Origin of the sequence: Citrobacter sp. Cpo012, from assembly GCF_030333015.1 — a bacterium.
Classification (GTDB): domain Bacteria; phylum Pseudomonadota; class Gammaproteobacteria; order Enterobacterales; family Enterobacteriaceae; genus Citrobacter; species Citrobacter portucalensis.
Map to the genome: position 1 here is coordinate 598326 of NZ_JAOWGR010000037.1, position 18083 is coordinate 616408.

Here is an 18083-nt window from a genome sequence, read left to right on the forward strand (position 1 = left end):
TACATTTTGCACAACACTGCGAGTAACAATCCAAGCATTCAGAGATGACTATGACCGTTACCCGTCCCCGTGCCGAGCGCGGCGCATTCCCACCTGGAACCGAACATTACGGACGTTCATTGTTAGGCGCACCGCTAATCTGGTTTCCTGCACTGGCAGCCGATCGTGAAAGCGGTCTGATACTGGCGGGAACGCACGGCGACGAAAACTCCTCGGTCGTTACCCTTTCCTGCGCATTGCGTACGCTTAACCCTTCTCTGCGTCGCCACCATGTAGTGCTGGCCGTAAACCCTGACGGTTGCCAGCTTGGACTGCGCGCAAATGCGAACGGCGTCGATCTGAACCGTAACTTTCCCGCCGCAAACTGGAAAGCGGGCGAAACGGTGTACCGCTGGAACAGTAGCGCAGAAGAGCGTGATGTGGTGTTGTTGACCGGCGAAAGTCCGGGTTCGGAACCAGAAACCCAGGCGTTGTGTCAGCTTATTCACCGAATTCATCCCGCCTGGGTAGTCTCTTTTCACGATCCACTGGCCTGTATTGAAGATCCCAGAAGCAGCGAGCTGGGTTCATGGCTGGCACAGTCGTTTGAATTGCCTCTGGTCACCAGCGTAGGTTATGAAACGCCCGGCTCTTTTGGGAGCTGGTGCGCAGACCTGAATTTACACTGCATAACCGCCGAATTTCCGCCCATTTCATCGGATGAAGCGAGCGAAAAATACCTGCTGGCCATGTCCAATCTGCTGCGCTGGCACCCTAGAGATGGAGCTGCCCGGTCGTAAAATGCAGGGCTGGCTCCGCATCGCTGGCCAGCCAGGTAGGGCCATCAAGATCGGCAAAGTTAACCTGCGGCGTAAGCGGTAACGCCGCACCGATAGCCCGGGAGGTACACAGCATGCAGCCCAGCATCAGCGCAAATCCCTGCTCGCGGGCTTCCGTTGCCAGCGCCAGTGCTTCCGTCAGACCGCCTGTTTTGTCCAGTTTGATATTGACCATTTCATAGCGTCCGTGCAGCGCTTTCAGGCTGCTGCGAGTGTGGCAACTTTCATCTGCGCAGATGGGCAGCGGATGCACAAAATTCTCCAGAGCGGCATCATCCTGAGCCGGCAGCGGCTGCTCCAGCATTGCCACCCCTAAATCAGCCAACAGCTGACAGCGTGCCGCAAGGCCTTCTGCCCGCCAGGATTCATTGGCGTCGACAATAATCGTAGCGTCAGGAACAGCCGCACGAATGGCAACCATCCGCTCACTAATCAAGCGAGCATCCAGTTTAACTTTCAGCAGTTTTGCGCCATTTCCCCACAGCGCAGCCGCGCTCGCGGCCATTTGTTCCGGCGAGCCAATCACCACTGTTTGCGCCGTCGTCACCACTTCCGCCAGTTCACTTCCCACCAATTCCGCCAGCGACTTCTGCTGTTGACGCGCACTTAGATCCCACAACGCGCAGTCTACGGCATTTCGTGCAGCCCCTGCTGGCAGCAGCTTTTGCAGCTCATCACGCCTAAGTCCGTTTTCCAGCTGTGGCGCAATGCTCATAATTTGCGCCAGAACAGAGGCATCGCTTTCACCGTAGCGTGGGTACGGTGTGCACTCGCCAATACCTGTGACGCCATTTTCTGTCAATTCGACGACAACCACATGCGCTTCGGTCCTGCTCCCACGGGCGATGACAAAGGGAGTGTGCAGCGGCCAGGCTTCCTCATATACCTTAACTGTTCTCATTTGTTTTCCTTAATGCAGTCCCTGAAGCGGATATCCGCAAATAGCGTTTGCCGTGTTAACTGTTGATGGCATAAACTAGCCTCGACGTTAACTATATGTAAACAGGAAGATAACCATGTCACAAACCGTTCATTTCCAGGGCAACCCGGTTGCAGTTGCCGGCTCCATTCCTCAGGCTGGAAGCAAAGCTCAGGCTTTTACCCTTGTGGCTAAAGACCTGTCTGACGTTACGCTGGGCCAGTTTGCAGGCAAGCGCAAAGTGCTGAATATTTTCCCTAGCATCGATACTGGCGTTTGCGCGGCATCGGTACGTAAGTTTAACCAACTAGCGACAGAAATCGACAATACCGTCGTACTGTGTATTTCGGCCGACCTGCCATTCGCCCACTCTCGTTTTTGCGGCGCGGAAGGTCTGAGCAACGTTATCACGCTGTCCACCCTGCGCAACGCAGAATTCCTGAAAAACTACGGTGTTGAAATCGCTGAAGGCCCGTTGAAAGGTCTGGCCGCACGTGCCGTAGTTGTTATCGATGAAAATGACAACGTCGTCTTCAGCCAACTGGTCAATGAAATCACCAACGAACCAGACTACACAGCGGCGCTGGACGTTCTGAAAGCATAAGCTGCGTTTGCATACAAAAATGCCTCCGGACGGAGGCATTTTCATTTACGGCATTACTCTTCGCTTTTTTTCTGTTGGCTCAGGCCGTACTCGCGCAATTTATTGGCAATCGCGGTATGCGAAACGCCGAGGCGCTTGGCCAGCTTGCGCGTGCTGGGATAATTCATATACAGCTGCGTCAGCACGGAGCGTTCAAAGCGGCTGGTAATTTCATCCAGCGACCCTTCCATCACCTCTTCTCCGACCGCAACCGTTGCCGCATCATAATCCGGCAGTAAAATATCCTGCGGCCGCAGCTCATAGCCTTCAAGCTGGGTCAACGCCCGGTAGATAGCGTTTTTAAGCTGACGCACGTTGCCCGGCCAACCGTAACGGGTTAACACCGTGCTGAGATCGGCGGACAGCTTCGGACGCGGCACGCCCTGCTCATCGGCAAAACGCGCTACGAACAGTTCGGTGAGCGGCATAATATCTTGTGGGCAATCGCGCAGCGGCGGCAGGTTTAACGTCAGTACATTCAGACGATAATAGAGGTCTTCACGGAAAAGTCCTTTCTGCACCAGCTCCACAAGGTTCTTTTGCGTCGCGCAAATCACACGGACATCAACATGAACTTCGTGATCTTCTCCCACGCGACGGAACGTACCGTCATTGAGAAAACGCAGCAATTTGGTCTGCATACGCGGCGACATTTCGCCAATTTCATCTAACAGAACCGAACCGCCATTCGCCTGCTCAAAGAACCCTTTTTTACCTTCCGGCGCATGGCCAAACAGCTCGCTTTCAACCGCATCTTCAGGGATTGACGCGCAGTTCAGCGCCAGATACGGTTTCGACGCACGCGGGCTTGCCAGATGGCAGGCGTGAGCAAAGAGATCTTTGCCGGTGCCGGTATTACCAGTAATCAGCAGCGGCGCGCTCAGCGTCGCCAGCTTGCGCGCCTGTTCCACCACATGTTTCATTTTGGCGCTGACGGCAATAATCTGGCTAAACGCGCTGAGATCCTGCGTTGTCATATTTTGCAGCTGACGTCCCATTCGAATGGTGGAGCGCAACATCACCACCGCGCCGGTCAGCATCTGCTCCTGATTTTCGCCCTGCAAATGGACAGGCGTAATTTCCATCAGGAAATTCTGCCCGTTAATCACGACATGTTCGCTATGGGAATCCTGCGGATTGCTTTCCAGCCAGCGCTGGAAGTTAAACCCATTGATTAACTGGGCTGCGGTATGGTTGCGCATCCGCTCCTGGGTGTGCGCAAAAAGTTGACAGCTCGCAGGGTTCGCCATCTCAACTTTGCTTTTCATATCAAGAGAAAGGACCGGCTCAGGCAACGCTTCAAGCAGCGCACTTAGCGCCAGATGTTCACGTTCAGAAGGCATCCAGGGCACGGTACGCACATCCGTAACCCCTGAAATACGGCGAATTTCAGCCATCAGGCTGCTGAAGTTGGTGAACTCCAGCTCCGCAAAATTAAGGTAAATCCGCCCGATGGGGTCAATCTCGATACCGCGTAAATCAATGCTTCTCAGCACCAGTAAATCGAGCAATTCGCGGGTCAGACCAAGACGGTCTTCACAAAAGACTTCCAAACGCATAGGAACCTTCATCAGGACAAGGGATTATGTAGTAAATGATAAGACAGTATTTGGTTCGCAGGAAGAACTCTGTCAACAAATATTGACAGCGCGCTGGAAAATTGGGCGCCGGGGCGTAAAGTTATACGATCGGCGCCTGTTTTTTAGCTAACTTTCGCGCGGAGATTTGTTCTTTTGTAAGGTCTCTTTCACCTGACCAATCAGTTGACGGCGAAAATCGCCCAGTCGTGGCTTATCATCATCGATCCACGGCAGCGGTCGGCAAAGCTCCATAGCTTTAATGCCCAGACGCGCCGTTAATAACCCCGCGCCAATGCCCTGTGCGGCACGCGTTGATAAGCGGGCGGCTAAATCCTGCGACATCCAGTCCATCCCTACTTCCCGCACCAGCTCACTGGCCCCGGCAAAAGCGATATTCAACAACACCAGGCGGAACAGGCGCAGACGGCTGTAATAACCAAGTTCAATGCCATACAGCGATGCAATGCGATTAATCAGCCGCAGATTTCGCCAGGCGATAAACGCCATATCCACCAGCGCCAACGGACTGACTGCAATCATCAGCGTGGACTCTGCCGCTGAACGGCTAATCTCACGCCGGGCTTGCGCATCCAGTACCGGCTGCACAAGATGGGCATACAGGCTGACCACTTCGCGATCGTTCTGCGTTTCATGAATTGAGGCATACCAACGCTGTAGAGCCGGATGCGACTGATCGATACCCGCCTGCTGCGCCAGTTTTTCACAAAATGCACGACCTTTTCCGGTTCCATGGCTGTGGAGCAAGTCTCGCGCTTCATCACGTTCGTGCGCGCGCTGACGCAATCGCCACAATCTGCGCCACTCGGTCGCCACCGATCCGACACCTGCGCCGATAATCAATGCGCCTGCGGCACATCCTCCCAGCGCGACCCAGTCCTGAGTCTGCCAGGCGTTCATGGTCCACTGCACACCCTGAGCAACAACGCTTACGCCAAACAGCGCCAGCCCGCCCATCACCATCTTGCGCCACAGACTGCGTTTGGGGCGTAAGGCCGCATCAATGACGGCCTCCGCCTGACCTTCGTCTTCCAGGGGTTCATCCACTTTCGCTGGAGAAAAAGTCTGCGCCTCCGTCTCATTGAACATTTGCTGCGCTTTAAACGCCGTGTTTTGTTCCACGTCCAGCGGACCTGAGAAATCGATACGCGGTTTTAACGGCTCGCTCATCGCAATTTATCTCCTATTAAAAACTCCAGCGCGGCATCAAGGCGGATATGCGGTAAGGGTTTATCGACATCCATAACCTGCGGGCGAAACGCCTCAAACTGAAAGCCCTGGCGGTCCCAAAATGCCTGTCCGGGCAGTCGCGCGGGAACCTCGCCCGGATAGACTGTCAGCGGTTCGCCATCGCTCAGACGATTACCTCGCAGCGCCGGGATCTTTTCACCTTTCACATCGATCAAGCCGCTGGTGGTTGCCTGCACCGATGCCAGCCCCAGACAATCCATGCTGATACCTTCGAACGCCGCGTTTTGCCATGCGTCCTGGATCAGCTGCTGCAATAACGACACCATATTGGCGTGCTGATCGACCGTGACGTGGTCGGCTTTGGTGGCGGCAAACAGCAGCTTGTCGATCACCGGAGAAAATAGCCGACGAAACAGCGTACGCTGCCCGTAATGGAAGCTTTGCATCAACTGGGTAAGCGCCAGACGCATGTCGTTGAACGCCTGTGGCCCGCTGTTGAGCGGCTGCAGGCAATCTACCAGCACAATCTGGCGGTCAAAGCGCAGGAAGTGATTCTTATAAAACCCTTTGACGACCTTTTCGCAGTAATAATTGAATCTTTCGCGCAACATGCCCGCGTTGGTGTGTTTGTCAGCCTGCGCCAGCTTTGATTCCCCCCAGGCATCGACATCCGGCCACGGGAAGAATTGCAGCGCAGGCGCGCCCGCCATATCCCCGGGCAGGACAAAACGGCCCGGTTGAATAAAATGCAGGCCCTGCTGTTTACACTGATGCAGATACTCCGTCCAGGCGGCAGCAATTTCCGCCAGACGGTTTTCATCAGCAGGCGCCAACGGATCCAGCCCCTGGCATAACTGCCGCCATTTTGCCGACCATTCGCCCCGCTGCCCCTGCAATAATCCGGTCATTTGCCGCGACCAGCTCAGATAATCCTGGGCAAGCATCGGTAAATCGAGCAGCCACTCCCCCGGATAATCGACGATCTCCAGGTACAGCGTAGAGGTGTCTTTAAAGTGGCGCAGTAAAGAGTCATTGGATTTATAGCGCAGCGCCAGACGTATTTCACTCACGCCGCGCGTAGGGGTCGGCCAGGCCGGCGGAGAGCCGTACAGTTGCGCCAGTCCCTCATCATAGGTAAAGCGCGGAATGCCAAAATCGCGTTGAGGAACCCGTTTCACGCCGAGCAAACGCTCTTCGCGCACGCAGCTGAGCAACGGCAGACGCGCACCGGCATGAATATTGAGTAACTGGTTTACCATCGCAGTGATAAACGCCGTCTTACCGCTGCGGCTAAGTCCGGTGACAGCCAGGCGTAAATGCCGGTCTACGCCGCGATTAACCAGCGAATTGAGTTCATTTTTAAGTCGCTTCATCGCCATCCCGTTTTGCTGAAGGAACCGAAGAAATTATAACAAACAGGAAGTAAAGATAGGGGTCAATTCTTACTTATCAACTACCTGGGCGGAACCTGGCGGCATTATTCTTACCGCCAGGAGCAGAAGAACTGCGTACGGCTTATTTATTCTCTACTTTAGGAAGCGAGATCTGGTTGATGCCACCTTCATTCGTCACCTGCGTATAGCCCATTTCAGTCAACATATCCTTCGCTTGTCCCGATTGACGCCCGGAGTTGCAGTACAGCTTCACAGTGTCGTTCTTATCAGGAACTTCAGCTGCAATACGTGCCTTCATTTCTTTTAACGGAATATTGACGGCCCCCTGAATATGCTGCTGTTGGTACTGTTCAGGAACGCGAACATCGATCCAGTGTTCGGCTGCGTAAACCGGCATGCCGATGACCAGAGCCAACGCTAATACACCTTTTTTCAACATAATATCTTCCTGACTGATAGTTGGATTTACCTCTACACTATACGCCAGTTCTTAAGAAAATATTGCGACCGCATTATCACCGTCTGCAGGCGCGGACGATTGTTCCTCAGGTTACCCATGCTGCAGTTAGCCTGTTGATTTTTCTACCCGCATTTGATGTTCCTACCCAACAATTAGGTGAGCAAAGCTGTAATTTATTATTTAATCTGATTGCAGGAGAGAAGGGATTACAGAATATCACGATAGGAACACAAATATTGCTGACCGACTTCCTGATATAAAACCTGGGTATTAATGCTCTGCGAAATAGATTTTTTAGTTCACCCTCAATACCCGTGGTAACGACCCAAAAGAATTCTGACAGCCCCCAAATTATATTTGTAAGCTGCCGCAAATTAACTGAGGGAATGTTGATTAATTGTTGCTTGCTTTTGCTGATTCAAATATCAGGGTTGATTACCTGAATAACGTTTCGACAATTTTGCCGCAGCCCGACTCAACACCGGTTCCAGAACCAACGCCAGCAGCATTTTTAGCGGGCGTCGGGCGACGGACTTCACCGCCCACCCTGCTACACCCGCCGGGCCGTAGCGCAGCGCGGTCAGAAGCACCAGCTTACCTGCTATTTTAAAGCCCGGCTTAACCCTTTGCCCGGCACGTTGCCAGCGATTGTTCATTTCTGTCCTCACAATTGACGGAAGCGACTACGTAAGGAAAAAGTATCGGACGTCACATAACGCTCCATTTCACGTAAACGCTTTTCACTAGCCGCCAGCTCGCGATCGACGGCATCCAACAGCTCACCGCTTGATGGCTGCTGCTCGCCGGAAACCACATTATCCGGCATCGGATCCAACACAAAGGTCAGCACGATGTAGGCGACGAAGGTGAAAAAGGCCAGGCCAAAAAAGACTGACAACACCACCAGGATCCGTACCAGCTTCACAGGTACATCGAGATAATGCGCAATACCTGCGCAAACCCCCTTCACCATGCCCTGCTGCGGAATACGCCACAGTTTTTTGTTCAGGTTAACGCCTCCCATTAGCGGTCCCTCCAGTTTGGATGTTCAGCATCGAGGATGTCTTCCAGCGCCTGAATGCGCTCGCGCATCCGCTGTGCGTCATCGTTGAGTTCAACCAGGCGTTGCTGTTCACTTTGCGACAGTTCGCCACGGCTGGAACGGTTGCTGTAGTGCAGCCAGAGCCAAATCGGTAAAACGAACAACACAAAGATGGTTAACGGGATAGCCAGAAATAGCGCGCTCATGAGTACTCCTTACAGGTGATGAGCGGCGGCGCGTTCGGGCGCCGCCAGATGTTATTATTGCTTGTCTTGCTGCATTTTGGCTTTAAGTTGCGCCAGCTGCTCGCTGATTTCATCATCTGCTTTCAGGTCAGCAAATTGCTGATCCAGAGACTTCTGTTTACCGAAGTTATGGCTTTCAGCCTCGGCTTCCATCTGATCGATACGACGCTCGAAAGATTCAAAGCGCGCCATCGCTTCATCGAGTTTACCGCTGTCCAGTTGACGACGAACATCACGGGAAGAGCTCGCTGCCTGATGACGCAGCATCAAAGCCTGCTGACGAGCACGGGTTTCACTGAGTTTATTTTCCAGCTCACCGATCTCTTTTTTCATACGCGCAAGCGTATCGTCAACCAGCGTCACCTCATGCTCCAGAGAGGCAATTAAATCGGTCAGTTTCTGCTTTTCAATTAACGCAGAACGCGCCAAATCTTCTTTCTCTTTACGCAGCGCAAGTTCTGCTTTTTCCTGCCACTCTGCCTGTTGGGCACTGGCCTGTTCGATACGGCGAGATAATTGTTTCTTTTCTGCCAGCGCACGCGCTGAGTTAGAACGTACCTCAACCAGCGTGTCTTCCATTTCCTGGATCATCAACCGCACCAGTTTCTGCGGATCTTCAGCCTTTTCCAGCAACGCATTAATGTTGGCGTTCACGATGTCGGCAAAACGAGAAAAAATACCCATAATGTAATCCTCACTTACTGTTCTGATATCGGGCTATGCCCTGCTGTTTTCGTAATGCACTTGGCGTGCCAACTTTTTATATAATTGATTTTATTGTAATAATATAATTTTACCTGCCAGGCTAATTAGCGTAAATTGGTGAATAACACTAACAAATGGTGAATTTCATCATGGCTGGATACAAAGATAATCTTCTGGGTGAAGCGAACAGCTTTATTGAAGTGCTGGAGCAGGTTTCTCATCTGGCACCGCTGGATAAACCTGTACTGGTTATAGGTGAGCGCGGGACCGGGAAAGAACTTATTGCCAACCGCCTGCACTACCTCTCCACCCGCTGGCAAGGCCCGTTTATTTCGCTTAACTGCGCGGCTCTAAACGAAAATTTGCTTGATTCCGAACTGTTTGGTCACGAAGCGGGTGCCTTTACCGGCGCGCAAAAACGCCATCCAGGACGTTTCGAACGCGCCGACGGCGGTACGCTGTTTCTCGATGAACTGGCAACCGCCCCGATGTTGGTACAGGAAAAATTGCTGCGCGTTATTGAATATGGCGAGCTGGAGCGCGTAGGTGGTAGCCAACCATTACAGGTTAACGTACGACTTGTTTGTGCGACCAATGCCGACTTACCTCGCATGGTTAGCGAAGGCACTTTCCGCGCGGACCTGCTGGATCGCCTGGCCTTTGACGTGGTGCAACTCCCACCGTTACGCGAGCGTCAAAGTGACATTATGTTAATGGCCGAACATTTTGCCATTCAGATGTGCCGCGAGATCGGATTACCTCTGTTTCCGGGTTTTAGTGCCGAGGCCAGAGAAACGCTCCTCCACTACCGTTGGCCGGGCAATATTCGTGAACTGAAAAACGTCGTGGAGCGATCCGTTTACCGGCATGGAACCAGTGATTACCCGCTGGATGAGATAATCATTGACCCCTTCCGCCGCCACACTACGCAGCCGCAGGCGCCGGAAACTAAACCGATGTCTGTAGGGTTACCGCTGGATCTGCGTGAATTCCAGCAGCAGCAAGAGAAAGACTTTCTACAAACCAGCTTACAGCAGGCAAAATTTAACCAGAAAAAAGCCGCTGAATTACTGGGTCTGACTTACCATCAGCTTCGCGCTTTGCTGAAAAAACACCAGATTTAACGCACATTTGCAGATGTCATATTGGCGGATTTGACGCATAACCTCATCAGGGTTTACCATGACGCCATTACTGTATAAAAAAACAGGTACAAATATGGCACTGGCACTCGTTGGCGAAAAAATTGACAGAAACCGCTTCACCGGTGAGAAAATTGAAAATAGTACATTTTTTAACTGTGATTTTTCAGGTGCCGACCTGAGCGGCACTGAATTTATCGGCTGTCAGTTCTATGATCGTGAAAGCCAGAAAGGGTGCAATTTTAGTCGTGCGATGCTGAAAGATGCCATTTTTAAAAGCTGTGATTTATCCATGGCGGATTTTCGCAATGCCAGTGCGCTTGGCATTGAAATTCGCCACTGTCGTGCGCAAGGCGCAGATTTTCGCGGCGCAAGTTTTATGAATATGATCACTACTCGCACCTGGTTTTGCAGTGCATATATCACTAACTCAAATCTAAGCTACGCCAATTTTTCGAAAGTCGTGTTGGAAAAGTGTGAGTTGTGGGAAAACCGTTGGATGGGGGCCCAGGTACTGGGCGCGACGTTCAGTGGTTCAGATCTCTCCGGCGGCGAGTTTTCGACTTTCGACTGGCGAGCAGCAAACTTCACACATTGCGATCTGACCAATTCGGAGTTGGGTGACTTAGATATTCGGGGCGTTGATTTACAAGGCGTTAAGTTGGACAACTACCAGGCATCGTTGCTCATGGAACGTCTTGGCATCGCGATTATTGGCTAGTCTTCAGGGAGCGGTGAATATTCCGCCCCCTGCACAGCTTTTTACCCCTCAGGCATCGCTGAAGAGTGGTGTGTGGAAATTTTCCACTCTTTACCGTCCCATGCATAAGTGAATGTGTAGCGGGCTGAAACCGTTGATTTGTCCGCGAAGGTAAATGTGTAGGTACCGGTGTCTATCGCCTTATTGCACCCCAGGCGAATGGTACGCATGTCAATTTTCCCGGTCGGCTTTTTCGCAAGAAAATGCTCGAAATAATCAACACGTTCAGCGTCCGTTAAACGCGCTTTATTGGATACAGTAGGCAGCAATACCGCATCGCTAAGATAATTTTCAGATACCGTCTGCGCGTTACCTGTTTTCAATGACTCGTTCCACTTATCAAATAGCGCTTCGATTTGCGCTTTATTCACCTTCACACAGTCTGGAGTCGACGCTGCAAAAACGGCTCCAGGCAATAGGGCAAGTGAAACAACAAGGCTCAGTAATTTATTCATACAATTCATTCCATTAGAAGTTAAATGGCAACAGAAAACCGTTCATAACCAGGATCAAAGCCAAAATGCATTTAATAACCAATGGAAATCATCACCATAAATGGGTGAGAAGATTAAGATGCCATGAAGAAAAAATGGAATTAACATGTTGAAATAATTATAGATACTTTAGCTATTACAACTCACATAACGTGTACTACTTCCTGAATGATTATAGTTCAGCATTGATAGTGACACTCTAAATGCTCGCTCCACACTTCGTTATCGATGCCATACTCCATCTTCCGAGCACACACTGATATCAATCAGTAAACAACGACAGGTACGCCCCCACGTTTATAGCAAGTCAGATGGGCCATGAAAATGCTAAGATAGTTAACAGAGTAGATTCAAAGTGGATAGCAGGTATGAATTTTGACCATGTCGCGGTGTTGAACTCGCGCTTATCGAGCCTGTTACTCCCAAAAACAAACGGTAATGGCAAATGTCATTAAGTATTAGTAAGATAGCCTCTTTATATAATCCATTAAAATTATGCGCCTGGTTTTATCATCTCTGATCGTGATGGCTGGATTTCTGAGTGGTCAGGCTGCTGCTGCGCCTGAGCAAGCTCCGCACGCTGATATCCGTGACAGTGGGTTTGTCTATTGCGTCAGCGGGCAAGTCAATACGTTCAACCCACAAAAAACGAGCAGCGGTCTCATCGTCGATACGTTAGCGGCCCAATTGTATGACCGACTGCTTGATGTAGATCCCTACACCTATCGGCTGGTGCCTGAGCTTGCTGAAAGCTGGGAGGTGCTGGATAACGGCGCAACCTACCGCTTCCATCTGCGTCGTGACGTTCAGTTTCAGAAGACGGCCTGGTTCACCCCCACCCGCAAACTGAATGCAGACGATGTGGTGTTTACCTTCGAGCGCATCTTTGATCGCCACCATCCGTGGCACAATGTGAACGGCAGCAGTTTCCCCTACTTCGACAGCCTGCAGTTTGCCGATAACGTCCAAAGCGTGCGCAAACTGGACAACAACACCGTTGAATTCCGCTTAACGCAACCGGATGCCTCCTTTATGTGGCACCTTGCCACACACTATGCATCCGTAATGTCGGCGGAATATGCCGCTAATCTGGCAAAACAGGATCGCCAGGAGTTGCTCGACAGACAACCCGTCGGCACAGGCCCGTACCAGCTTTCGGAGAATCGTGCCGGCCAATATATTCGGTTGCAGCGACATGAAAAATTCTGGCGTGGCACTCCTCTGATGCCGCAGGTCGTAGTGGATCTCGGTTCTGGTGGAACCGGACGCTTATCGAAATTACTCACTGGCGAATGTGACGTCCTTGCCTGGCCTGCCGCCAGCCAGCTCAGCATATTGCGTGATGACCCTCGCCTGCGTTTGACGCTGCGCCCGGGGATGAACATTGCCTATCTGGCGTTCAACACCAATAAACCGCCGTTGAATAACCCTGCCGTGCGGCATGCGCTGGCGCTAGCGATCAACAACCAGCGCTTAATGCAGTCTATCTACTACGGGACGGCAGAAACCGCGGCATCTATTTTGCCTCGCGCCTCGTGGGCTTATGATAACGAAGCTAAAATTACAGAATACAACCCGGCAAAATCGCGCGAGCAGCTAAAAGCGCTGGGGCTGGAGAATCTGACGTTACAACTTTGGGTCCCTACCAGCTCTCAGGCCTGGAACCCCAGTCCGCTGAAAACCGCCGAGCTGATTCAGGCAGATATGGCTCAGGTGGGTGTGAAAGTGAAGATCATCCCGGTAGAAGGTCGTTTTCAGGAGGCGAGATTAATGGATATGAACCATGATCTGACGTTATCCGGCTGGGCGACGGACAGTAACGATCCTGACAGTTTTTTCCGGCCGTTGCTCAGCTGTGCCGCCATCAATTCACAGACCAACTTTGCCCACTGGTGTAATCCGCAGTTTGACAGCATTCTGCGCAAGGCTCTTTCTTCGCAGCAGCTTTCATCGCGAATTGATGCCTATGACGAAGCGCAAAATATTCTTGCCCAAGAGTTACCGATCCTGCCACTGGCCTCTTCACTGCGTCTACAGGCTTACCGCTACGACATCAAAGGGTTGGTACTCAGTCCATTCGGTAATGCCTCTTTTGCCGGCGTGTCCAGGGAAAAGAAAGATGAGGTGAAAAAACCATGATTATCTTCACCTTGCGTCGATTTTTATTGCTACTGGTAACCCTGTTCTTCCTGACCTTTATTGGCTTCAGCCTGAGCTACTTCACGCCTCATGCGCCGTTACAGGGTGCATCGCTGTGGAACGCATGGGTATTCTGGTTCAATGGTCTCATTCACTGGGATTTCGGCGTATCCAGTATCAACGGCCAGTTGATCTCAGAGCAGCTGAAAGAGGTGTTCCCGGCCACAATGGAGCTGTGCATTCTTGCCTTTGGTTTTGCACTAATGGTTGGGATCCCCGTTGGTATGCTGGCCGGTATCACGCGGAACAAATGGCAGGACCGCTGCATCAGCGCATTGGCTCTGATGGGGTTTTCTATCCCCGTTTTTTGGCTGGCGCTGCTGCTGACATTGCTCTTCTCGCTGACCCTCGGCTGGTTACCCGTTTCCGGGCGTTTTGATCTTCTCTACGAGGTGAAACCTGTTACCGGTTTTGCCATTATTGATGCGTGGATCTCCGACTCGCCCTGGCGCGATGAAATGCTGGTCAGCGCTATCCGTCATATGGTGCTCCCGGTGCTGACGCTCTCCGTTGCGCCCACCACAGAAGTTATCCGCCTGATGCGTATCAGCACCATTGAGGTCTTTGACCAGAACTACGTCAAAGCGGCGGCCACGCGCGGTCTGTCACGATTAACGATTCTGCGTCGTCACGTCCTGCACAATGCCCTTCCGCCAGTGATCCCGCGTCTGGGATTACAGTTTTCCACCATGCTGACGCTGGCGATGATCACCGAGATGGTCTTTAGCTGGCCCGGTCTTGGTCGTTGGCTGATTAACGCGATTCGCCAGCAGGATTACGCGGCGATTTCAGCGGGCGTGATGGTGATTGGCTCACTGGTTATTATCGTTAACGTCATCTCTGATATTTTGGGTGCTATGGCTAACCCTCTGAAACATAAGGAATGGTATGCCTTACGATAGCGTCTACAGCGAAAAACGCCCGCCAGGTACGTTGCGCACCGCATGGCGCAATTTCTATGGCGATGCGACTGCGATGATCGGCCTGTACGGCTGTGCGGGACTGGCTATTCTGTGTATTTTTGGTGGTTGGTTTGCCCCTTACGGCATCGATCAGCAATTTCTCGGCTATCAGCTTTTACCGCCGTCATGGTCGCGCTATGGCGAAGTCTCATTCTTCCTCGGGACTGACGATCTGGGACGTGACGTTTTAAGTCGTCTGCTCAGCGGTGCGGCCCCGACCGTTGGCGGCGCGTTTGTCGTCACTCTTGCCGCCACGCTGTGTGGCCTGGTATTGGGCGTAGTTGCCGGTGCGACGCACGGCTTGCGCTCTGCGGTGCTGAACCACATTCTGGACACCCTGCTGTCGATCCCTTCTCTGCTGCTGGCGATTATTGTGGTGGCCTTTGCCGGGCCGCATCTGACACACGCCATGTTTGCCGTCTGGCTGGCGCTGCTGCCGCGCATGGTGCGCTCCGTTTACAGCATGGTGCATGACGAGCTGGAGAAAGAGTACGTCATTGCTGCTCGCCTGGACGGTGCAACCACACTGAATATTCTGTGGTTCGCCGTTCTGCCCAATATTACCGCTGGCCTTATTACTGAAATCACCCGCGCACTGTCGATGGCGATTCTGGATATCGCCGCGCTGGGTTTTCTCGACCTTGGCGCACAGCTGCCGTCCCCGGAATGGGGAGCCATGCTCGGCGACGCGCTGGAGCTGATTTATGTCGCACCGTGGACGGTGATGCTGCCAGGCGCGGCAATTATGATAAGCGTGTTGCTGGTTAACCTATTGGGTGACGGCGTGCGCCGCGCAATTATTGCGGGGGTGGAGTAATGCCATTACTGGATATCCGCAACCTGACCATTGAATTCAGGACCGGTGACGACTGGGTAAAGGCTGTTGATCGTGTCAGCATGACCTTGAATGAGGGTGAAATCCGCGGGCTGGTCGGCGAATCTGGCTCCGGCAAAAGTCTGATCGCTAAGGCCATTTGCGGCGTCGCTAAAGATAACTGGCGCGTAACCGCAGACCGTATGCGTTTTGATGATATCGATCTGCTACGCCTTTCCGCGCGTGAACGACGCAAACTAGTCGGTCATAACGTCTCCATGATCTTTCAGGAGCCGCAGTCATGTCTCGATCCGTCCGAGCGTATCGGACGTCAACTGATGCAAAATATTCCGGCATGGACCTACAAAGGTCGCTGGTGGCAGCGCATCGGTTGGCGCAAACGCCGTGCGATTGAACTCTTGCACCGCGTCGGGATAAAAGACCATAAAGACGCCATGCGCAGCTTTCCATATGAGCTGACCGATGGCGAATGCCAGAAGGTCATGATCGCTATCGCATTAGCGAATCAGCCGCGTTTGCTGATTGCCGATGAACCAACGAACGCGATGGAGCCAACCACCCAGGCGCAAATTTTCCGTCTGCTAACCCGTCTGAATCAAAACAGCAATACCACCATTTTGTTGATAAGCCATGACCTGCAAATGCTCAGCCAGTGGGCTGACAAAATCAACGTGATGTACTGCGGACAAACGGTCGAAACCGCGCCAAGTAAAGATTTGGTGACAATTCCGCATCATCCTTATACTCAAGCGTTGATTCGCGCTATTCCGGATTTTGGTAGCGCGATGCCGCACAAAAGCCGCCTGAATACCATGCCAGGAGCTATTCCATTGCTGGAACAATTACCCATCGGCTGCCGTCTGGGGCCACGCTGTCCTTATGCACAACGCGAATGTATTGAAACCCCAAGACTGACCGGAGCAAAAAATCATCTCTACGCCTGTCATTTCCCGCTGAACATGGAGAGAGAGTGAGATGGTAGAAACCCTGCTCGAAGTTCGTAATCTGAGCAAAACCTTTCGCTACCGGACAGGTTTATTTCGCCGCCAGACCGTTGAGGCCGTTAAGCCCCTGAGTTTCACCCTGCGTGAACGTCAGACGCTCGCCGTCATTGGTGAAAACGGTTCGGGGAAATCTACGCTGGCTAAAATGTTGGCGGGTATGATTGAACCCACCAGCGGTGAGCTGCTGATTGACGATCATCCGTTAAAATATGGCGATTATTCATTTCGTAGTCAGCGGATCCGTATGATTTTCCAGGATCCGTCAACATCGCTTAATCCGCGGCAACGTATCTCGCAAATCCTCGATTTTCCGCTACGTCTGAATACCGACCTCGAGCCTGAGCAGCGTCGTAAACAGATCGTGGAGACCATGCGCATGGTCGGGCTGCTGCCCGATCACGTAAGCTATTACCCACATATGTTGGCCCCAGGGCAAAAACAGCGTCTGGGCCTTGCCCGTGCGCTCATTTTACGCCCCAAAGTCATTATCGCCGACGAAGCCCTGGCCTCTCTGGACATGTCGATGCGTTCACAGCTCATCAATCTGATGCTGGAATTGCAGGAAAAACAGGGGATTTCGTATATCTATGTGACCCAACATATTGGCATGATGAAGCACATCAGCGATCAGGTATTAGTCATGCATCAGGGCGAAGTGGTAGAACGCGGCAGTACAGCGGATGTTCTGGCGTCCCCGCTTCATGAGCTTACCCGCCGCCTGATTGCAGGTCATTTCGGCGAAGCGCTCACCGCTGATGCCTGGCGAAAAGATCGTTAGCAAACGGCTGCCCTCCTCAACCGGGGGGCAATCTGTCATCAGTGACACAACGTGGGTAAGAGCAGCGTATCAACTTCGGTAAACGCGACTGACGGGTAAAGGGCACCACCTTGCATTGCCCAGACACCTGCGGTACTGGCCTCGTCGATAAGTCGTACTGTTTCTACTCCCTTCACCACAACACGATCGCAATATTCCCTGATATTTTTGATCAGCACCGGGAACATCGGTTTTTCTACCTGTTCCAGGAAGAAACCGCGATCCAGTTTCACAACGTCAAAATGACCGCAAACCAGCGGACTGGCCCCTACGCTGCCGGAGCCAAGATCGCCCAACCACAATGCGTTTGGGCCGTCGCGAAGTGAATTAATCAGCAGATTATTCAGGCACATGGTATTCGACAGAAAACGTTCTGAAAGTTCCAGTGCAATAAATGGTAGAGCATGTAAGGCCGACTTGATGGCTGGATCACCAATCGCCAGCAGTGCCATTTCGTCAATGAGGTTCAGGGTGCAAATAAGGCTGTTGCGCTCAAACCAGTCACGCTTTTCGGCAATTAGTCGAATTTGCTCGAGCATGAAATTACGCTTTTGTTCGCTATCCCACGCTGAAATGATGAAATCTGGATGCAACGGGTGAACCGTATCTGAAGTAAACCGGGCGTTAATCTCTACACCCAGTAATTTATCTGTTGTGTCTCTCATCGGTTCCGCGATGAAATGATAGTGCATAAGACCACTCCAATTGATCATAACATCCTGATAATGCACTTCTAATCACAATCAATCAATAATATCGATCAATGAATCGATATTGATCGATAAAAACAATATATCATAATAAGCTGAATATTGTCATGTTTTATGTTTTAAGAAAGTTCCTACCTTGCTATGT

The 18083-nt window shown here is 52.0% G+C and carries 20 protein-coding genes and 1 pseudogene; 10 read left to right on the forward strand and 11 right to left on the reverse strand.

What is annotated here, in order from left to right; translation table 11 throughout:
- Positions 1–50: 50 nt before the first annotated feature.
- The gene (gene mpaA / locus OGX90_RS12740) at positions 51–779 is read left to right on the forward strand and encodes a murein tripeptide amidase MpaA (RefSeq protein ID WP_060682138.1); all 729 of its coding nucleotides are present in this window, start codon (positions 51–53) and stop codon (positions 777–779) included.
- Here the strand turns inward: mpaA and ycjG are convergent.
- The gene (gene ycjG / locus OGX90_RS12745) at positions 754–1719 is read right to left on the reverse strand and encodes an L-Ala-D/L-Glu epimerase (protein WP_103285288.1); all 966 of its coding nucleotides are present in this window, start codon (positions 1717–1719) and stop codon (positions 754–756) included. The two genes, mpaA and ycjG, sit on opposite strands and share 26 nt — an antisense overlap.
- Before the next feature lie 115 nt (positions 1720–1834).
- Between ycjG and tpx the strand changes: the two genes are divergently transcribed.
- Positions 1835–2341, forward strand: a complete 507-nt coding sequence (tpx, locus tag OGX90_RS12750; protein WP_003020437.1) for a thiol peroxidase — start codon at positions 1835–1837, stop codon at positions 2339–2341.
- Positions 2342–2394: 53 nt separating this feature from the next.
- On the opposite strand, the gene tyrR is transcribed toward tpx, so the two are convergent.
- The 4 genes from tyrR to pspE form a co-directional block, all read right to left on the reverse strand.
- Positions 2395–3939 carry a transcriptional regulator TyrR gene (gene tyrR / locus OGX90_RS12755; RefSeq protein WP_008784910.1) on the reverse strand — a complete coding sequence of 515 codons (1545 nt, stop codon included), beginning with the start codon at positions 3937–3939 and terminating at the stop codon, positions 2395–2397.
- Between the two features lie 147 nt (positions 3940–4086).
- Positions 4087–5148, reverse strand: coding sequence for a YcjF family protein (locus tag OGX90_RS12760; RefSeq protein ID WP_032943592.1), 1062 nt, complete (start codon positions 5146–5148; stop codon positions 4087–4089).
- Positions 5145–6542: a YcjX family GTP-binding protein gene (locus OGX90_RS12765; RefSeq protein WP_286623987.1), complete on the reverse strand. Its 1398-nt coding sequence runs from the start codon at positions 6540–6542 to the stop codon at positions 5145–5147. The genes OGX90_RS12760 and OGX90_RS12765 overlap by 4 nt, the downstream gene beginning before the upstream one ends.
- Positions 6543–6684: 142 nt before the next feature.
- Positions 6685–7002: a thiosulfate sulfurtransferase PspE gene (gene pspE / locus OGX90_RS12770; protein ID WP_008784913.1), complete on the reverse strand. Its 318-nt coding sequence runs from the start codon at positions 7000–7002 to the stop codon at positions 6685–6687.
- A 155-nt stretch (positions 7003–7157) separates the two neighbouring features.
- Between pspE and OGX90_RS12775 the strand changes: the two are divergent.
- Positions 7158–7283: pseudogene (locus tag OGX90_RS12775) on the forward strand (LacI family DNA-binding transcriptional regulator); the annotation flags it as partial.
- A gap of 165 nt (positions 7284–7448) precedes the next feature.
- Here the strand turns inward: OGX90_RS12775 and pspD are convergent.
- Genes pspD through pspA form a run of 4 tightly spaced genes read right to left on the reverse strand, consistent with a single transcriptional unit; the run spans position 7449 to position 8994 of the window.
- A complete protein-coding gene (gene pspD, locus OGX90_RS12780) occupies positions 7449–7679 on the reverse strand; it encodes a phage shock protein PspD (RefSeq protein ID WP_003833267.1) in 231 nt (76 codons plus the stop codon).
- An 8-nt stretch (positions 7680–7687) separates the two neighbouring features.
- Positions 7688–8047 carry an envelope stress response membrane protein PspC gene (gene pspC / locus OGX90_RS12785; protein ID WP_003020497.1) on the reverse strand — a complete coding sequence of 120 codons (360 nt, stop codon included), beginning with the start codon at positions 8045–8047 and terminating at the stop codon, positions 7688–7690.
- Positions 8047–8271, reverse strand: a complete 225-nt coding sequence (gene pspB / locus OGX90_RS12790) for an envelope stress response membrane protein PspB (RefSeq protein ID WP_003020509.1) — start codon at positions 8269–8271, stop codon at positions 8047–8049. Before pspB ends, pspC begins: the two co-directional genes overlap by 1 nt.
- A 54-nt stretch (positions 8272–8325) precedes the next feature.
- Positions 8326–8994 (reverse strand): phage shock protein PspA, encoded by a 669-nt coding sequence (pspA, locus tag OGX90_RS12795; protein WP_003020532.1) that lies wholly within the window; start codon positions 8992–8994, stop codon positions 8326–8328.
- 155 nt (positions 8995–9149) lie between these two features.
- Here pspA and pspF point away from each other — a divergent pair, with 155 nt between their 5' ends.
- Together pspF and OGX90_RS12805 are read left to right on the forward strand one after the other, a co-directional pair.
- A complete protein-coding gene (gene pspF / locus OGX90_RS12800; protein WP_161495982.1) occupies positions 9150–10139 on the forward strand; it encodes a phage shock protein operon transcriptional activator in 990 nt (329 codons plus the stop codon).
- Positions 10140–10233: 94 nt separating this feature from the next.
- On the forward strand, positions 10234–10878 hold the full coding sequence (locus OGX90_RS12805; protein WP_063866031.1) for a quinolone resistance pentapeptide repeat protein QnrB32: 645 nt from the start codon (positions 10234–10236) through the stop codon (positions 10876–10878).
- Positions 10879–10919: 41 nt separating this feature from the next.
- Here OGX90_RS12805 and OGX90_RS12810 read toward each other — a convergent pair whose 3' ends face one another.
- The gene (locus OGX90_RS12810; protein ID WP_003833285.1) at positions 10920–11372 is read right to left on the reverse strand and encodes an SgcJ/EcaC family oxidoreductase; all 453 of its coding nucleotides are present in this window, start codon (positions 11370–11372) and stop codon (positions 10920–10922) included.
- A gap of 534 nt (positions 11373–11906) precedes the next feature.
- Between OGX90_RS12810 and sapA the strand changes: the two genes are divergently transcribed.
- From sapA to sapF, 5 genes are read left to right on the forward strand one after another with little or no spacing between them, the layout of a single operon-like run.
- On the forward strand, positions 11907–13550 hold the full coding sequence (gene sapA / locus OGX90_RS12815; RefSeq protein WP_003833288.1) for an ABC transporter substrate-binding protein SapA: 1644 nt from the start codon (positions 11907–11909) through the stop codon (positions 13548–13550).
- Positions 13547–14512: a peptide ABC transporter permease SapB gene (gene sapB, locus OGX90_RS12820; protein WP_003020545.1), complete on the forward strand. Its 966-nt coding sequence runs from the start codon at positions 13547–13549 to the stop codon at positions 14510–14512. Before sapA ends, sapB begins: the two co-directional genes overlap by 4 nt.
- Entirely contained in the window at positions 14499–15389 is an 891-nt protein-coding gene (gene sapC / locus OGX90_RS12825) for a peptide ABC transporter permease SapC (RefSeq protein WP_003833291.1), read from the forward strand. The genes sapB and sapC overlap by 14 nt, the downstream gene beginning before the upstream one ends.
- Complete coding sequence (sapD, locus tag OGX90_RS12830; protein WP_003020556.1) at positions 15389–16381, forward strand: peptide ABC transporter ATP-binding protein SapD; 993 nt, start codon at positions 15389–15391, stop codon at positions 16379–16381. Before sapC ends, sapD begins: the two co-directional genes overlap by 1 nt.
- Position 16382: 1 nt before the next feature.
- Positions 16383–17189, forward strand: a complete 807-nt coding sequence (sapF, locus tag OGX90_RS12835; RefSeq protein WP_003020558.1) for a peptide ABC transporter ATP-binding protein SapF — start codon at positions 16383–16385, stop codon at positions 17187–17189.
- Positions 17190–17227: 38 nt separating this feature from the next.
- Here sapF and OGX90_RS12840 read toward each other — a convergent pair whose 3' ends face one another.
- Positions 17228–17920 (reverse strand): EAL domain-containing protein, encoded by a 693-nt coding sequence (locus OGX90_RS12840; protein ID WP_167820200.1) that lies wholly within the window; start codon positions 17918–17920, stop codon positions 17228–17230.
- Positions 17921–18083: the final 163 nt, after the last annotated feature.

Bases quoted from the DNA above. Each gene is read 5' to 3' on its own strand.
- mpaA (WP_060682138.1), top strand. From the start codon at position 51: ATGACCGTTACCCGTCCCCGTGCCGAGCGCGGCGCATTCCCACCTGGA.
- ycjG (WP_103285288.1), bottom strand. From the start codon at position 1,719: ATGAGAACAGTTAAGGTATATGAGGAAGCCTGGCCGCTGCACACTCCC.
- tpx (WP_003020437.1), top strand. From the start codon at position 1,835: ATGTCACAAACCGTTCATTTCCAGGGCAACCCGGTTGCAGTTGCCGGC.
- tyrR (WP_008784910.1), bottom strand. From the start codon at position 3,939: ATGCGTTTGGAAGTCTTTTGTGAAGACCGTCTTGGTCTGACCCGCGAA.
- OGX90_RS12760 (WP_032943592.1), bottom strand. From the start codon at position 5,148: ATGAGCGAGCCGTTAAAACCGCGTATCGATTTCTCAGGTCCGCTGGAC.
- OGX90_RS12765 (WP_286623987.1), bottom strand. From the start codon at position 6,542: ATGAAGCGACTTAAAAATGAACTCAATTCGCTGGTTAATCGCGGCGTA.
- pspE (WP_008784913.1), bottom strand. From the start codon at position 7,002: ATGTTGAAAAAAGGTGTATTAGCGTTGGCTCTGGTCATCGGCATGCCG.
- pspD (WP_003833267.1), bottom strand. From the start codon at position 7,679: ATGAACAATCGCTGGCAACGTGCCGGGCAAAGGGTTAAGCCGGGCTTT.
- pspC (WP_003020497.1), bottom strand. From the start codon at position 8,047: ATGGGAGGCGTTAACCTGAACAAAAAACTGTGGCGTATTCCGCAGCAG.
- pspB (WP_003020509.1), bottom strand. From the start codon at position 8,271: ATGAGCGCGCTATTTCTGGCTATCCCGTTAACCATCTTTGTGTTGTTC.
- pspA (WP_003020532.1), bottom strand. From the start codon at position 8,994: ATGGGTATTTTTTCTCGTTTTGCCGACATCGTGAACGCCAACATTAAT.
- pspF (WP_161495982.1), top strand. From the start codon at position 9,150: ATGGTGAATTTCATCATGGCTGGATACAAAGATAATCTTCTGGGTGAA.
- OGX90_RS12805 (WP_063866031.1), top strand. From the start codon at position 10,234: ATGGCACTGGCACTCGTTGGCGAAAAAATTGACAGAAACCGCTTCACC.
- OGX90_RS12810 (WP_003833285.1), bottom strand. From the start codon at position 11,372: ATGAATAAATTACTGAGCCTTGTTGTTTCACTTGCCCTATTGCCTGGA.
- sapA (WP_003833288.1), top strand. From the start codon at position 11,907: ATGCGCCTGGTTTTATCATCTCTGATCGTGATGGCTGGATTTCTGAGT.
- sapB (WP_003020545.1), top strand. From the start codon at position 13,547: ATGATTATCTTCACCTTGCGTCGATTTTTATTGCTACTGGTAACCCTG.
- sapC (WP_003833291.1), top strand. From the start codon at position 14,499: ATGCCTTACGATAGCGTCTACAGCGAAAAACGCCCGCCAGGTACGTTG.
- sapD (WP_003020556.1), top strand. From the start codon at position 15,389: ATGCCATTACTGGATATCCGCAACCTGACCATTGAATTCAGGACCGGT.
- sapF (WP_003020558.1), top strand. From the start codon at position 16,383: ATGGTAGAAACCCTGCTCGAAGTTCGTAATCTGAGCAAAACCTTTCGC.
- OGX90_RS12840 (WP_167820200.1), bottom strand. From the start codon at position 17,920: ATGCACTATCATTTCATCGCGGAACCGATGAGAGACACAACAGATAAA.